Source organism: Spirosoma foliorum, assembly GCF_014117325.1.
GTDB classification, from domain to species: domain Bacteria; phylum Bacteroidota; class Bacteroidia; order Cytophagales; family Spirosomataceae; genus Spirosoma; species Spirosoma foliorum.
Map to the genome: position 1 here is coordinate 7,807,971 of NZ_CP059732.1, position 13,809 is coordinate 7,821,779.

Consider the following 13,809-nt stretch of genomic DNA (forward strand, 5'->3'; position numbering starts at 1 on the left):
CTATTTTTCTGTCTATTTTTTGTAAAATCCGTAGAATGGCTGTTATTTCACCTTTATCTGATAATCAGTAACTCATTAAAACAAGAAGCGCACCAATGAAAATTACGCCCATCGAAATCCGGCAGCACACATTTGAGAAGGGCTTGCGCGGTTATAGAACCGAAGATGTTGACGCATTTCTGGTTTCCCTCTCTCAAGAATGGGAGCGTGTCACTGGCGAATATAAAATGTTAAAAATGCAGCTTGAACTAGCCGAAAAAGAGTTAGGCAAGTTGAAAGAAATAGAAATGACCCTGTTCCGCACACTTAAATCGGCGGAAGAGAATAGCGCGCAGATTACCGAACAGGCTAATACCGCAGGCGAAAAATATGTAAATGAGGCCCGACAAAAGGCAGAGGATATCTTAGCCGAAGCTCGGAAAAAGACGTCTTTAATGGTGCAGGATGCTGAAAATCAGGCCCGCTATTTGAAAGATAATATTTTGAATGACCTGAAATCGCTGGAGCATGATTTTAAGGCGTTAGAAGGCTATAAAGAAAACCTGGCGGCTCAGATACGTACCCTGGCCCATAATGCGGTTGATAGTGTTGAGCGATTTGAAAAGAAGTTCAATAAACAGAATCTGAAGGGGAAAATTGATGAAGTCTCTACACAGATTCAAGAAGAACTGAAGCAGGAGGAAGCGCATAAGCCCGAAGTGGCTAATGAAGCGCCTGTTGCCAGCGACGCTACGGAGCTGCCTCATCTCATCGAACGGGATCAATTTGTGCCTGAAGCAATTCCGGAAGATCAAGCTATTGCTGAGAAATTAGACGAGGCTGTTGAAACAACTCAATCGGCAGCGAGTGAAGCTGTTGCAGAGGTAGAATCGACCCTTGATCAAAGCTCGCCCGAATCTGTTCTGGCTGAAGCGAACACACCTGAGCCAGAGGCCGCTTTGAATGAAGCTACAGAGGAGGCACAGGACAAAAAAAGCGGCTCATTTTTCGACCAGATTTAATGTATGGCGGGTAGAAACCCGCCTTACCTATGGGAACAATTGCTTTAGAAGGCCTTGAATTTTTCTCCTACCACGGTTTTTACGATGAGGAGCAGAAAATTGGTAATAAGTATTCTGTAGATATCATCGTGACTGCCGACTTCTCAGAAGCCGCCGAGCGCGATCGGCTGAGCGCTACAGTGAATTACATGGATTTATATCAGATTACCGTGGCCGTTATGCAGCAACCTGCACGGCTTCTTGAGCATATTGCCCATCAGATAATCCGGAATATTAAGGCGAAATACACTGACTTAGAAGCTATTGAGGTCAGTGTGTCAAAATTCAACCCACCCATCGGCGGAGTTTGCCATCGCGCTAAAATTACATTAAAAGAATAAAAAGGGAGTAGGGGGACGAAAGGGAAAAAAGGGAATTCAATAGATCCCATATTCCCTTTCGTCCCCCTACTCCCTTTCTCCTTTTACACCGCCTGCTGTAGACCAGCAAACGAGATGGCCATGTGAGAAGCATCGTAGACGCACTCACCGTTACGAATCAACAATACTTGTGGCGATTCGTGCTCAACCCCAAATACGCTTTCGATCTCTTTGGATATTGGTCTGTTGGCCAGCAGATCCAGATAATACGGTTTAACGCCAAGTTGATCGTTCCAATTGCGCTCCATACGGCTAAGTGCCATGTGGCTTATCGAGCAGCTCGTGCTATGTTTGAAAATCAGAATTGGATGCTTCGCCGACTCTGCTTTTATAGTATCAAGTTGAGCTTCACTCGTTAGTTTGTTCCAGTTCATTGTATCAACATACATTCTGTTGACGTAAAAGCGTATTTGGCGCTAAAAAGTTCGCTAATTCTCAGGGGTGTAACGGAGTTTCTCGGCCATTTCGGTCGAAATAGATTCAGAGTAAGCGCCATACGCATCAACTAATGTTCCTTTGTTCCCATTTTTCGCTTCAACCGCATACAAAACCGTTTCGTCGCCAGGATCGGTCATGCCTTCGAAGCGATAAACACTAACGATATCAAAATCGGCAGGACGTAAAATGATGTCGTCGGGTTGGCAATGCAGATGGTCGGACTTAAGGTTATAGTCCTTTGTAAAACCTTGATTACGTAGATCGTCGATAGCTTCTGTCAGTGTGTCGTAGGTTTTCATAAATCAGGTGGTTTGATTGAGAGTGTGTAGTTTTGTTAGTATAACCAACCGCATAATAGCTTGTTTTTGGGATTCTATAATACAGGTATTTTTGTTTTTCAGCGATTGCTGAGCCTGATTGCCCCTTTTAACCCCAAAGCCCGGAAGTGGGTCGAGGGTCGGCGCGATTGGGCTACCAAAGTAAAGGATCAATTGGCTGGAAACAAAAAGCCGATTGCCTGGTTTCATGCGGCCTCGCTTGGTGAGTTCGAACAGGGGCGGCCCGTTATAGAAGCTTTTCGGAAACAATATCCAGATCATAACATTCTACTCACCTTTTTTTTCGCCTTCAGGTTATGAAGTCCGTAAGGATTATAATGGGGCTGATTATGTCATCTATCTGCCTGCCGATACGCCTGCCAACGCGCGCCGATTCGTTGATCTGGTGAAGCCAGCTATTGCGTTTTTTATCAAGTACGAATTCTGGCACAATTACCTCTACGAGTTGAAACAGGCCAACGTACCGACTATTTCGTTCTCCGCTATTTTCCGCCCTAGTCAGCTGTTCTTCAAGCCTTACGGTGGCTTCTATCGGCGAATGTTAGCGTATTTCAACCACATTCTGGTGCAAAATCAGGAGTCGGTCGATTTACTAAAAACGATTGGCATCACCAACGTTACTCTCGCTGGTGATACCCGCTTTGATCGGGTGGCTGAAGTTGCCGCTGCGAAAAAAGAAATTGCAATCGCACAGGCATTTAAAGCAGATAAACCATTGATTGTGGTTGGGAGTGCCTGGCCCGAAGACATGAGTGTATTAATTCCATTTCTGAATACGTTCGATAAACCCTTAAAGGCGATTATCGCCCCACACGAAATTCACGATGATGAAATTGAACGCTGGCGGACTCAACTGACAAAAGCCTCGGCCCGGTTTTCACAAACCGACGAAACGAGTGTTGTTCAGGCCGATGTTCTTTTTATCGACAATGTTGGTATGTTATCCTCTTTGTATCAATACGGTGAGTTTGCCTACATTGGCGGAGCGTTCAAGCAAGGATTGCACAATAGTCTGGAGGCTGCCACTTTTGGTGTTTCCTTGTTTTGGGGGCCTGAGTATGACAAGTATCAGGAGGCTGTCGATTTGGTCGCGGAAGGGGCCGCTTTCCCTATCGGTAGTACAACGGAATTGATGACTGCTTTTGAAAAGCAATATGTTAACCCATCAGAAGCCGCTCAAGTGAGCCGCAATTATGTGCTAAGGAACGTTGGGGCAACGGCTAAGGTTATGGATGTGGTTAATAAATTAAAGAGCGAAAGAGCGAAAGAGTGAATGAGTGTCAAGCTGGTACATGCCAATTTTCACTCTTTTACTCCGCACCGGCGGCCCGGTTTCACTCTTTCGCTTTGTTTCACTCTTTTACTTTTTAAGCATTGCAAAAAGGCTTAGTCATACGCTCAACTGGCTCCTGGTACGATGTTCGTAACGCAGATGGTCATATCTATCAGGGTCGGTTAAAGGGTAAATTCAAAATTAAGGGGCTTAAGGTCACTAACCCTATTGCGGTAGGCGACCGGGTAAAATTTGAGGTTGAGGATGAGGCTGAAAATACGGTGATCATTACTGATATTGATACCCGCGAGAATTACATTATTCGTCAGTCGGTGCACAAAACGGCACATGGTCATATTCTGGCCGCCAATCTCGATCAGGCTGTCTTGCTGGCGACCCTGGCTATGCCGCGTACCTCCTTGGGATTTATCGACCGTTTTCTGGTGTCGGCAGAGTCGTTTCGTATCCCAACCACCATTGTTTTCAATAAATCAGATATCCTGAACGACGAAGGGCTTTCGTTTCAGCAGGAAATTATAGAGTTATATGAGCGGATTGGCTACAACTGTCTGACTACATCGGCAACAGAGGGCGAAGGCGTTGATGCCTTTCGGCAATTACTCGATCATAAAGTCACCTTGTTGTCGGGGCATTCGGGAGTAGGGAAATCCTCGCTAGTCAATGCCATTGCGCCCGAACTAAACCTGCGTACGAACGAAGTTTCGTCCTTTGCCAATAAAGGTGTTCATACAACGACTTTTGCCGAAATGTTCGAATTGGCTCCTGACACGTTTATCATCGATACGCCGGGCATTAAGGAACTGGGCTTGATGGATACCTCGAAAGAGGAGGTTAGCCATTATTTCCCCGAAATGCGCGACCGCCTGAACCAGTGCCGTTTTCACAATTGTCTGCACTTCAACGAACCCGGTTGCGCCATCAAAGAAGCTGTTGCCGAGGGCGATATCGCCGAAAGTCGCTACATGAGCTACTTGAGTATGATTGAGGGAGGGGATAATCGGCGGTAATGATAGATGTATGACATTGGATGTATGATGTATAACTGGCTAGCAGCAACATACATCATACATCCAATGTCATACATATTAAAGCACCCCTTCTTCGGTAAGAATATCTGCTACATTGAGCGTTACAGCGTCCAGAACAGGTATGGTAGCGGCCCAATCAAGCGTAATCCAGGTTTCACCTTTTGTGGCAACAAATACTTTTCTGGATTTGGTAGTAATCCAGATAACCCGCTCTGTCCCGAAATTGAGCATTGCCTGCGTTTTTTCGTAGACGTAATCCTGCTCCATCGCTGGAAAGGCTTCAAGGTCCACTTTGATATCGACCTCTACCACAACTTTCGGGGCAACATCGAAGAATTTACCCTTTACGGTTACTTTTTCTTTCTCATAAACCGCAATATCATTGGATAAATTGTCGCCCAATTGGATGTGTAAGCCTGGCTCATTGGTCACGACCCAATAGGCTTTTCGATTTACATGATTACCTAGATATAAATGTAACGCTGATACAATAATAACCTGTAGGTCACTGCAACCCATGATTTCGCCGGGAGTTTTACGTTTTGCCAATACCTCCTTATAACCCTTACGATATAAAGGGCGTCCATTGAGCGTTTCGTAAATTAAGTAGGAAGGTATCTGCTGTGGGGCGGCAATCTCTGGAGTTACTGCGTCTGTTACCATAGCCTTATGATTTAGGGCAAGATACGAAATTTAGAATTATAATGTATCCATTAATTTGCGTTCTTTTTACATTAACTCGTCATTGCTGCCAGTAAATCGGCTTGGGTAATAATGTGAACCTGTTCTTTTTCGTCACGAACGAGCAGGGCTTTGTTGTCGCGGTCGATGAGCGATGAGAGAGCATCGATTGTATTGTCTAAGCCCACGAATTTGAACGGTTTGTCCATAACTTCGCTAACGGGTAGGTCTTTTACCGACGGATCTTCGATGAGCCGATTTAACACGGTGGAGTCAGTCAAACTGCCAACAATATGCCCATGCTCATCGGTCACCGGAATTTGCGAAATGCTGTGTCGATTCAATACCTGAATGGCCTGACTCACTGATACTGCCGAGCCAATCGTTGTTAGCTGAGATTGCCGATGCGTCGGACTGTCATTTTTGTAATGGATAATGTCGCGGGCGGTTTTGAAGGCACGATCTTCCAGAAAACCATGATCCTTCATCCAGGTGTCGTTGTAAATCTTGGCCAGGTAACGCGTGCCGTGGTCGGGAAGGAGAATAACCAGTACATCATCGTCGGTCAGCTTTTCCTTTGCCCATTCCAGCGCACCGTGTACAGCGGTTCCACACGACCAACCGACAAACAAACCCTCTTCGCGCGACAATCGGCGGGTCATAATGGCGGCATCTTTGTCGGTAACTTTCACAAAATGGTCGATCAAACTGAAGTCTACGTTTTGCGGCAAAATGTCTTCGCCAATACCTTCAGTCAGATATGGATAGATTTCCCCTTCGTCGAAAATACCCGTCTCCTTGTATTTCTTGAAGACTGAACCGTACGTATCCAGTCCAATCGATACAATATCCGGGTTCTGTTCTTTCAGGAATTTCGACGTGCCACAAATAGTGCCACCCGTTCCCACGCCAGCCGCGAAGTGTGTTATTTTACCATCGGTATCGCGCCAGATTTCGGGGCCAGTGGTTGCGTAGTGAGCCGCCGAGTTAGCCGGGTTATCATATTGGTTGGGATAAAGCGAGTTTGGAATATCACGGTTAAGTTTCTTGGCCACCGAGTAATAGGAGCGGGGATCATCGGGTGCCACATTTGTTGGGCAAACGACAACTTCGGCACCAACGGCCCGCAGAATATCGATCTTCTCCTTCGACTGCTTGTCGGCCATCGTAAAAATGCATTTATAGCCTTTGCCAATGGCTGCTAAGGCCAGGCCCATACCTGTGTTACCGCTAGTGCCCTCAATGATGGTTCCGCCGGGTTTTAGTACTCCTCGCGCTTCGGCATCTTCAATCATGCGTATCGCGATACGGTCTTTCACCGAGTTGCCGGGGTTGAAATACTCAACTTTTGCCAGCACCGTTCCCCGAATGCCTTTTGTGACTTTATTGAGCTTTACCAGGGGCGTATTGCCAATTGTGTCGATGATGGAATTGTAGTAGTTCATGTTGATAAAGGTTCAGCGCTGTGGTTTAGTAGGATAAACGTGGGAACGGGATAGTTCGTTTGACTATTTTTTCCTGAAGTGGTTCTTCGGCAACGGTTCATCATGGGTTTATAACCGTTCGTGATTCGTTTTTGCACTCTTATCACAACTCGTATTTAGGGGAAATTTAAAGACGCATACCTTTGATACGTTCCTTCTGAACAGTAAACAACAACTACTAAATCACATGAAAACCTTCACTCAATCCTTATTAACCGCCCTGCTTTTGAGCACGGCCACATTGGCAGCAACTGCCTCAACAATCCCAGCTCCATCGACAACCGCGCCCGTTACAACGGGTTCGTATAAAGTGGCTGTTTTCCCGTCCGCAACGCCTTCCAAACTGAATGTGTTTGTGGAACGGACCCCCGGTCAAAAAATGACTGTTTCCCTGAAATCGGCCGATGGGGCGCTGTTAGACAAGCAATTTATCAACAGGAAGCAGGGTAATTTCCACTTTCAATTTGATCTAACAGACCTAAGTGACGGTGCTTATCAAGTGGAGGTTGCCGCCGGAACTGATGTAACGACCTACCCAGTTACGATAGCCACGAAGCCTGTCCAGACGCCATCCCGCACCATTACGCTGAACTAATTGAACGGTATATAATAAAACCAGCCACGGTCGTGAGGCCATGGCTGGTTTTATGTTTTGGCTGATGATGAGCTAAGAAATACTTGACTTGATTATGGAAGTGTTTGAAACTTTCGGAGCGTTGCAGTAGCCAATCAATATCAACATTAACTAAAAGCTCATTTGCCTTTTCAAGCTGTTTTTCAACTTTCAATTTCCCTCCGTAAATTTTCAATTTAGCCTCGTTTCGCATAATGTGCTCTAGAGGTTCATTCTTAGTCGAAGTAGGATAATCACGATGCCATTGCAAATAGAGCAACCAGTGCTCAATACATTGCACTGGAACCATAAGAATCACTTTATCATGCGCTTGGCATAGTGAAGTCAATTTTGCTTTTAGTTCATCAATTCGTTTATGGTCGGTAGCATCAGCATCTCTGCCTACAAAGAGTACAGATAGGCCATATTTAATGAAACCTTGACGAGTTGCATCTGGTAAAGTATCTTCAACCTCCTTCGCATTAGTTGCTTTTATCCGCCATCCAAATTGCTCGTTTTCCTGAAAGATTCCTGGATGACACTGAGTCAAATAGTGTTCAATAAAGTTTTTATGCGCCTTATCTTCACATAAAATACCATAGCTAATTATGCTCATCGGGGTACACCACCTAAAAGACCAACCTTCCATGCTTCCCCTAAACCGTCGAGATAACGTGGAGGGTCAAAACCTAATTTTTTACTTTCGTCAGTTTCTGGCTCAATAATATCTTTTTGTAGATTCTTTACGTGCGTAGCTCCTTCATCGTCTTTGTCGAAAATAAAGACAGACTCAGGCATATCTTTAAACATATCGACAACTGCTGGACTATGCGTCGTCATAATCACCTGTATATCTTTATCATCAACCAAACCAAAAATGAAGTTGATTATTTCTGCAATCCGACGCGGATGAATACCTTTTTCGGGTTCTTCAAGCAAAAGAAGTTTGGGAGGGTTGGGCTGGTTGATGATGCAAAGGAGAGCGAGGAAGTAGAGGGTACCTTCTGAGAGTTCGTCGGCCCAATAAGTAATATCTTGTTTACTATTCGTTAAGCCGATACGCTTAAGCGACTTATTTTTAATATCTTCTGTAAGAGAAGCATCATCTAAGTTAATTTCATCGAACTCCGAAATACAAGTATGTAAATCTGACTCAATTCGATTGAATACAGTTCTTCTATACTTCCCTAGCATAAGATCCAGAAAACCAACTAGATTAGAAGCGTCAGCATTAACTATGTTAGCGCCAATACCAACTGGCCCAGGTTGAATTAGTTTATTCGGATCTGGTCTGAAAATTTGAATATTTCCTAGCGCTGATAATAGTGAATGGAATTCTCGTTCATTTAGTGATGAATCAATGTTTTTATCATTAAAATTTTGATTTATAAGCCTGGCATCAACTCCCCAATTTATTGTAAATGGCTCTGAAATGTCACTAAATAGTAAATTTAAGCTAATATGAAGTTGATTGTCCTTTTTAAATACAATTGATTTGAATTTTTTGCTTTCTTCTTGCGCTTTTTTTCTAGCTAAATCATCTAGAAAGAATTGCATTTTTGCTTGCTTGTTCTTCCGAAAAAGCTCTCCGAATGGCTCTGAATCATAACAAAACTCCAGCGCCTTCAAAAAATTCGTCTTACCCGAATTATTAGGCCCGATTAGCAAATTGACTTTTTGAAGATCGAGCGTGACGTCTTTTAGGCTTTTGAAGTTCTGGATGGAAACGCGCTTGAGCATGGTCGGTAGCGGTAAATGGCGGTATACTCATTAACTGGGATTTCGATACGCCATATCTTGGAGATATGGCGTATCGAAATCCCAGTTAATGTATGCAAGATAACTATTTACTTCCCCATTTCGGTAGCATGCATCAATACCGTATTATCGGGGTCAATGGCGACGGAGCCGGGCTTGGTGGCTAGGGGAACCGTGAAGGTCTGCGTTTGTTCGGTCATGGTCAGGCGGGCGGTTCGGGTGATTTCCCGACCATTGCTGCCACGGATGCTGAATGTGAGCGGTACCACAAAAAGCGCACCGCTACGTTGTGCCTGACGCACATCAATCACCAATGATTTTTTAGTGGCATCGTAACTCGACCCCCACACTAGTTCGGGGTAACCGGGCTGGTATAACCATTGCTGGAAAAACTGCCCAAGCTTTTTACCCGATGCCGTTTCCATTACCGCCTGGAAATCGCTGGATTGGGCATTTCGATTGCGGTAGGTGGCGTAGTAAGCGCGGATGCCTTTCCAGAATGCCTCATCACCAATTTCATTCCGAAGCATGTGCAAGACCCAACCGCCCTTTTGGTAAGAGTTCGGATTGAGCAAGTCCATTAGGTTTGTCGTGGTCGAATCAACGATAGTGCCTTTGGGCTTTAGGGCTGAGTACCGAAAAATCTGCCCTTTGTTCTGGTTGAGCACTGCGTTGAGGGTGTCTTTCCCATAAGCATGTTCGAGATAAAGGCCCGAGAAGTAAGTAGCAAAGCCTTCGCTCAACCAAAGCTGCGACCAGTCGGATTCGGTGGCTGAATTGCCAAACCACTGGTGGGCAATTTCGTGAGCCAGCAAAGCCTCTACATCCGAATCTTTATGGCCAACAATCACTTTCTCATTGTAGAAAATGCAACTGGCGTTTTCCATACCGCCGAAAACCGTGGTCGACTCTACGTTCGCCAGCTTCTCGTACGAATACGGACCAATTTTGTCGATGAAGTATTGCAGGATTTCCTTCGCCGGACGATAGTCGATAAACCCTTTCTGACTATCGTTCGGATACAGCCAGCTTTGTACCGGCACGCCACTTACCGAGCCGACTTCCTCAACCGCAAATTGGGCTGCACCAATCACCATCACTTTGGTCGGAATGGGTGTGTTCTCTTGCCAGCGGGTCAATTTGCGGCCATTCGGTAGGTTGCTTTCATTCAGGAGTTTTCCATTGGCAATAACCCGATATGTAGCAGGAGCATTGACGGAAAACGAACAGGTTGCTTTATCGGAAGGATGATCGACCACGGGTAGGTAATTCCGGGCGTTGTTAGGCCAATTGTCGCCAAAAAAAGTACGTTCACCAAACTTGTTCCGACTAATAATTAACCCTCGGGCTGGCGTACCGTCATACCGAATAACTACTTCTGTTGGTTGATTTGGCGCGGGCGGTAAGTTAATGAATACCCGGTCGTTCCGCTGATTGAAGGGAGCCGCTTTGCCATCCGCCAGACTTACTGAACGCACTTTCATCCCTTGGGTAGAATCTACTTTACTAGCTATTAAATCGAACCAGACGGTTTGACGGTCGTCGGCTCGGGTGAATCGAATGGTAGTTTCGCCTTTAATCTGGTTAGTCGAATCGCTCAGCGTGAGCGAAAAGGCATAATTCAGAACGTCGACACCGGGTTGCGTATAACGGGCTAAGTTGCCTGGTTGTTGGCATTGGGCAGTCGAGATAATTAAAACAAATAGGGCAATTAATAATCCTTTTTCCTTCATGCTAATACGTTCAGGTTCTATTAATGCTATGGATTCTCGTAGGGCTAAGTCGTTTATCTCCCGCATAATAGAATCTGAAGAATCAATAGAATCAAATTTATCCAATCTATTTACTCCTTAATCTCCTGGCAAAGTTCGATCAAAACCCCATTCGTACCTTTAGGATGTAGAAAACAAACTAATTTATTATCGGCTCCGCGTTTCGGAACGTCATTTAACAGGGTAAATCCTTCATTTTTTAACCGCTCCATCTCTGCCTGAATGTTATCTACTTCAAAGGCAATGTGATGAATACCTTCCCCTTTTTTCTCCAGAAATTTGGCAATTGGACTGTCAGGGCTGGTTGCTTCGAGAAGCTCAATTTTAGTCTGGTTTACCTGAAAAAAAGAAGTCGTTACACCTTCTGTCGCAACGGCTTCGGCTTTGTAGGGGGCTACGTTTAGTAACTTGGTAAATAAGTCGTTTGACGCAACAATGTCACGAACAGCGATGCCGATATGTTCAACGTTTGTAAGCATGATCGTCTGGGCCAAGCCGCTACGGCGGACCGTTCTGGCTTGGCCTTGATTAGTTATTGTAAAAGGCCAAGCCAGAGCTTGGCCCAGACATAGAACAGAACTTTTCCATTTAGCCGAAAGTTATAGAGAAAGCATTGATATGTGTCAACACTGACTCGATTACAACTATGGTTACGGTTTCTGAAATTGCTAAAAATAAAATTGTTGAACTCCGTCAGAAAGATGGTCTGAACGATAACTACGCTATTCGGGTGGGTGTTCAGGGAGGAGGTTGCTCGGGTCTGATGTACGATCTGCAGTTCGACGCTACGCAGCAGCCAACCGACCACGTTGTTGAAGATAAAGGCGTTAAGATTCTGATAGATCGCAAAAGCCTACTCTATCTGGCCGGTACCGAACTTGATTTTTCGGACGGGCTAAATGGCAAAGGATTCCAGTTCAAAAACCCCAACGCCAGCCGGACCTGCGGTTGCGGTGAGAGTTTCGCCGTCTGAAACCGCATCGGCGGCCCGGCGGGATTTTTGTGATTACTATGATTTTCTTGATTTTTTGAAGAAGCCAGCCTATATAAGGTTGGCTTCTTCATTTTTATGCCTTATTTCATGCATTGTCAGCTAATTGCTAAGCTTATAAAAAGAAAAATCATAGTCAGTCAGTTAAATCAAAAAAATCCCGGTTCAGATGAACGCCAAGCCCGTTAGTCACTCCCGTACCACACTTACCGAATTGATGATTCCGGCTTACGCCAATTTTGGTGGCCGCGTACATGGTGGAATACTGCTGTCATTAATGGATAAGGTGGCCTATGCCTGTGCAGCGAAACATGCTGGTCAATACTGCGTGACGGTTTCGGTCGATGGCGTGAATTTCCGGCAACCCGTTGAAGTGGGTGAACTGGTTTCGCTGATGGCGTCGGTTAATTATGTTGGTCGAACGTCGCTGATTGTGGGTATTAAGGTCGTGGCGGAGAATGTGAAAATCGGGAGCGTGAAGCACACAAATACTAGCTATTTCACGATGGTGGCGAAAGATGACAATGAGAAACCGACCGAAGTACCACCACTTCTGCTCGAAACCTCAGATGATATCCGTCGTTTTCTGGAAGCGATGAAACGTAAAGAGTTACGCGCCTTAAACGCAGAGTATTTTCACAACGCCAAAACCCAGATGCTCATCGACGAAAGTGTTGATAAATTAGCGAACGAGCGTTGCCAGCTGGCCAACGGTCTGAGCCTGGATTTACGGGATTTACCTGACTGACTATGATTTTGTCTCTATCATAAATGTTCATTACGGCTGAATAGATTTTTGTCATTTCGACGTTAGGAGAAATCTCAAAAACCTCATTAGTAAAGCTTAAGATTTCTCCTAACGTCGAAATGACAAAATCATAGTCAGTCAGTTAAATCACAAAAATCCCGGTTTAGATTTCCCCCCGCACAATCTTAGCCCCAGCCACCATATTCGTTAGTTTCTGTTTGGCGGCCCAGCGAGCGGTTTGGCTTAAGCCACAATCGGGAGCAACGGCCAGTTTTTCTGCCGGAACATAAGGCAGGCATTTGCGGATGCGTTCCGCTACATCTTCAGGCGTTTCGATGTAGTAGCTTTTTACGTCGATGACTCCAACGGCTACGTCGAACTTTTCGGCGAAGCGTTCCAGAAGATTTACTTCTGAGAAATTCAGGATGGTCATTTCGGAGTGAAGCTCATCGACGGTCATATCCAGAAAGTCGGGTAGCATGGGAGCGATAGTCTTTTTTCCTACCGAACGGCCTTTGTAGTTGCCAAAGCAAAGGTGCATCGAAAGCCTAGTTTTGCCGACACCCGGTGCCACTGTCCGGTTGAAAATATCTACAAATCGTTTCGTGTCTTCCCGATAGGCATAACACGACATCGATGGCTCGTCTACACAAATTTCGGGGACACCCAACTCAACCAGTGTGGCAATCTCTTTGCTTACCAGCGGCAACAAGGCTTCCGTTACTTCCCAACGATCTTTGTACAGCCTTCCCGGTAATAGTCGCCCACTGAGCGTGTATGGGCCTGGAATCGACACTTTGATGCCCTGCCCTTCGGGCGCTAATCGTTTCAGACGAAGATATTCTTCCACAACACCCAAGCCATTGGGGGCAGTTAGCGGCTCAATAATGTTATGCTTGCCTCGCTGATCGTGAGCGGGTGGGCCAAAACGACGTAACTCCGTCTCATTATTCTGGATGCCGTTGATGTAGCCGTAAAACGACAGATTAAAATCGAAGCGGGTTTGTTCGCCATCAGTGATAACATCCAAACCAGCAGCTACCTGATCGTGAACAGAGGCCACAACGGCATCTTCAATCATTTCATTGATGTCGGCAGGGCCAAACTGGCCGAGATGCTGACTGGAAAATTCGAGCCAGCCCGGAAAGGGCATTGAACCGACAACCGTAGTTTTAATAGGAACAGGTTGCATGGGTTTAGTTAGGTTTAGGCGGTTGAGTTAAGCTGCTTGTCGTAGACAAAAG

16 protein-coding genes and 1 pseudogene are annotated in these 13,809 nt (G+C 45.4%); 8 read left to right on the forward strand and 9 right to left on the reverse strand.

Going from position 1 to position 13,809, the window contains the following annotated elements; genetic code table 11:
- Window positions 1-95 precede the first annotated feature (95 nt).
- The gene (locus H3H32_RS32945) at window positions 96-1,001 is read left to right on the forward strand and encodes a DivIVA domain-containing protein (RefSeq protein ID WP_182459955.1); all 906 of its coding nucleotides are present in this window, start codon (window positions 96-98) and stop codon (window positions 999-1,001) included.
- A 29-nt stretch (window positions 1,002-1,030) separates the two neighbouring features.
- Window positions 1,031-1,381 (forward strand): dihydroneopterin aldolase, encoded by a 351-nt coding sequence (gene folB, locus H3H32_RS32950; RefSeq protein ID WP_182459956.1) that lies wholly within the window; start codon window positions 1,031-1,033, stop codon window positions 1,379-1,381.
- Window positions 1,382-1,464: 83 nt separating this feature from the next.
- Here the strand turns inward: folB and ytxJ are convergent, their stop codons facing one another.
- Together ytxJ and H3H32_RS32960 are read right to left on the reverse strand one after the other, a co-directional pair.
- Window positions 1,465-1,794 carry a bacillithiol system redox-active protein YtxJ gene (gene ytxJ, locus H3H32_RS32955; RefSeq protein WP_182464560.1) on the reverse strand — a complete coding sequence of 110 codons (330 nt, stop codon included), beginning with the start codon at window positions 1,792-1,794 and terminating at the stop codon, window positions 1,465-1,467.
- Window positions 1,795-1,848: 54 nt separating this feature from the next.
- On the reverse strand, window positions 1,849-2,157 hold the full coding sequence (locus H3H32_RS32960; protein WP_182459957.1) for a phosphoribosylpyrophosphate synthetase: 309 nt from the start codon (window positions 2,155-2,157) through the stop codon (window positions 1,849-1,851).
- A gap of 60 nt (window positions 2,158-2,217) precedes the next feature.
- Here H3H32_RS32960 and H3H32_RS32965 point away from each other — a divergent pair.
- Both H3H32_RS32965 and rsgA read left to right on the forward strand, forming a co-directional pair.
- Window positions 2,218-3,469: pseudogene (locus H3H32_RS32965) on the forward strand (3-deoxy-D-manno-octulosonic acid transferase).
- A gap of 101 nt (window positions 3,470-3,570) precedes the next feature.
- Window positions 3,571-4,497, forward strand: a complete 927-nt coding sequence (gene rsgA, locus H3H32_RS32970) for a ribosome small subunit-dependent GTPase A (protein ID WP_182459958.1) — start codon at window positions 3,571-3,573, stop codon at window positions 4,495-4,497.
- Between the two features lie 78 nt (window positions 4,498-4,575).
- On the opposite strand, the gene H3H32_RS32975 is transcribed toward rsgA, so the two are convergent.
- Both H3H32_RS32975 and H3H32_RS32980 read right to left on the reverse strand, forming a co-directional pair.
- The gene (locus H3H32_RS32975) at window positions 4,576-5,181 is read right to left on the reverse strand and encodes a PDDEXK family nuclease (protein ID WP_182459959.1); all 606 of its coding nucleotides are present in this window, start codon (window positions 5,179-5,181) and stop codon (window positions 4,576-4,578) included.
- Window positions 5,182-5,252: 71 nt separating this feature from the next.
- Window positions 5,253-6,644, reverse strand: a complete 1,392-nt coding sequence (locus H3H32_RS32980; protein WP_182459960.1) for a cystathionine beta-synthase — start codon at window positions 6,642-6,644, stop codon at window positions 5,253-5,255.
- Between the two features lie 226 nt (window positions 6,645-6,870).
- On the opposite strand from H3H32_RS32980, the gene H3H32_RS32985 reads away from it, so the two are divergent.
- Window positions 6,871-7,278: a T9SS type A sorting domain-containing protein gene (locus H3H32_RS32985; protein WP_182459961.1), complete on the forward strand. Its 408-nt coding sequence runs from the start codon at window positions 6,871-6,873 to the stop codon at window positions 7,276-7,278.
- Here H3H32_RS32985 and H3H32_RS32990 read toward each other — a convergent pair.
- From H3H32_RS32990 to mce, 4 genes are all read right to left on the reverse strand, one after another.
- Window positions 7,265-7,912, reverse strand: coding sequence for a hypothetical protein (locus H3H32_RS32990; RefSeq protein WP_182459962.1), 648 nt, complete (start codon window positions 7,910-7,912; stop codon window positions 7,265-7,267). The two genes, H3H32_RS32985 and H3H32_RS32990, sit on opposite strands and share 14 nt — an antisense overlap.
- A complete protein-coding gene (locus H3H32_RS32995; protein WP_182459963.1) occupies window positions 7,909-9,036 on the reverse strand; it encodes an AAA family ATPase in 1,128 nt (375 codons plus the stop codon). Before H3H32_RS32995 ends, H3H32_RS32990 begins: the two co-directional genes overlap by 4 nt.
- Window positions 9,037-9,143: 107 nt before the next feature.
- A complete protein-coding gene (locus H3H32_RS33000; protein ID WP_182459964.1) occupies window positions 9,144-10,787 on the reverse strand; it encodes a M1 family metallopeptidase in 1,644 nt (547 codons plus the stop codon).
- Between the two features lie 110 nt (window positions 10,788-10,897).
- On the reverse strand, window positions 10,898-11,305 hold the full coding sequence (gene mce, locus H3H32_RS33005) for a methylmalonyl-CoA epimerase (protein WP_182459965.1): 408 nt from the start codon (window positions 11,303-11,305) through the stop codon (window positions 10,898-10,900).
- Window positions 11,306-11,472: 167 nt separating this feature from the next.
- On the opposite strand from mce, the gene H3H32_RS33010 reads away from it, so the two are divergent.
- Both H3H32_RS33010 and H3H32_RS33015 read left to right on the forward strand, forming a co-directional pair.
- On the forward strand, window positions 11,473-11,799 hold the full coding sequence (locus tag H3H32_RS33010) for a HesB/IscA family protein (protein WP_182459966.1): 327 nt from the start codon (window positions 11,473-11,475) through the stop codon (window positions 11,797-11,799).
- Window positions 11,800-11,986: 187 nt separating this feature from the next.
- Complete coding sequence (locus tag H3H32_RS33015; RefSeq protein ID WP_182459967.1) at window positions 11,987-12,565, forward strand: acyl-CoA thioesterase; 579 nt, start codon at window positions 11,987-11,989, stop codon at window positions 12,563-12,565.
- A 163-nt stretch (window positions 12,566-12,728) separates the two neighbouring features.
- Here the strand turns inward: H3H32_RS33015 and H3H32_RS33020 are convergent, their stop codons facing one another.
- Window positions 12,729-13,757 carry a methionine synthase gene (locus tag H3H32_RS33020; protein ID WP_182459968.1) on the reverse strand — a complete coding sequence of 343 codons (1,029 nt, stop codon included), beginning with the start codon at window positions 13,755-13,757 and terminating at the stop codon, window positions 12,729-12,731.
- On the opposite strand from H3H32_RS33020, the gene H3H32_RS38360 reads away from it, so the two are divergent.
- The gene (locus tag H3H32_RS38360; RefSeq protein WP_374191861.1) at window positions 13,741-13,788 is read left to right on the forward strand and encodes a hypothetical protein; all 48 of its coding nucleotides are present in this window, start codon (window positions 13,741-13,743) and stop codon (window positions 13,786-13,788) included. The genes H3H32_RS33020 and H3H32_RS38360 overlap by 17 nt on opposite strands.
- The last annotated feature ends 21 nt before the right edge of the window (window positions 13,789-13,809 follow it).

Excerpts from the sequence above, each read along its gene's own strand:
- H3H32_RS32945 (WP_182459955.1), top strand. The coding sequence starts at position 96 with ATGAAAATTACGCCCATCGAAATCCGGCAGCACACATTTGAGAAGGGC.
- folB (WP_182459956.1), top strand. The coding sequence starts at position 1,031 with ATGGGAACAATTGCTTTAGAAGGCCTTGAATTTTTCTCCTACCACGGT.
- ytxJ (WP_182464560.1), bottom strand. The coding sequence starts at position 1,794 with ATGAACTGGAACAAACTAACGAGTGAAGCTCAACTTGATACTATAAAA.
- H3H32_RS32960 (WP_182459957.1), bottom strand. The coding sequence starts at position 2,157 with ATGAAAACCTACGACACACTGACAGAAGCTATCGACGATCTACGTAAT.
- H3H32_RS32975 (WP_182459959.1), bottom strand. The coding sequence starts at position 5,181 with ATGGTAACAGACGCAGTAACTCCAGAGATTGCCGCCCCACAGCAGATA.
- H3H32_RS32980 (WP_182459960.1), bottom strand. The coding sequence starts at position 6,644 with ATGAACTACTACAATTCCATCATCGACACAATTGGCAATACGCCCCTG.
- H3H32_RS32985 (WP_182459961.1), top strand. The coding sequence starts at position 6,871 with ATGAAAACCTTCACTCAATCCTTATTAACCGCCCTGCTTTTGAGCACG.
- H3H32_RS32990 (WP_182459962.1), bottom strand. The coding sequence starts at position 7,912 with ATGAGCATAATTAGCTATGGTATTTTATGTGAAGATAAGGCGCATAAA.
- H3H32_RS32995 (WP_182459963.1), bottom strand. The coding sequence starts at position 9,036 with ATGCTCAAGCGCGTTTCCATCCAGAACTTCAAAAGCCTAAAAGACGTC.
- H3H32_RS33000 (WP_182459964.1), bottom strand. The coding sequence starts at position 10,787 with ATGAAGGAAAAAGGATTATTAATTGCCCTATTTGTTTTAATTATCTCG.
- mce (WP_182459965.1), bottom strand. The coding sequence starts at position 11,305 with ATGCTTACAAACGTTGAACATATCGGCATCGCTGTTCGTGACATTGTT.
- H3H32_RS33010 (WP_182459966.1), top strand. The coding sequence starts at position 11,473 with ATGGTTACGGTTTCTGAAATTGCTAAAAATAAAATTGTTGAACTCCGT.
- H3H32_RS33015 (WP_182459967.1), top strand. The coding sequence starts at position 11,987 with ATGAACGCCAAGCCCGTTAGTCACTCCCGTACCACACTTACCGAATTG.
- H3H32_RS33020 (WP_182459968.1), bottom strand. The coding sequence starts at position 13,757 with ATGCAACCTGTTCCTATTAAAACTACGGTTGTCGGTTCAATGCCCTTT.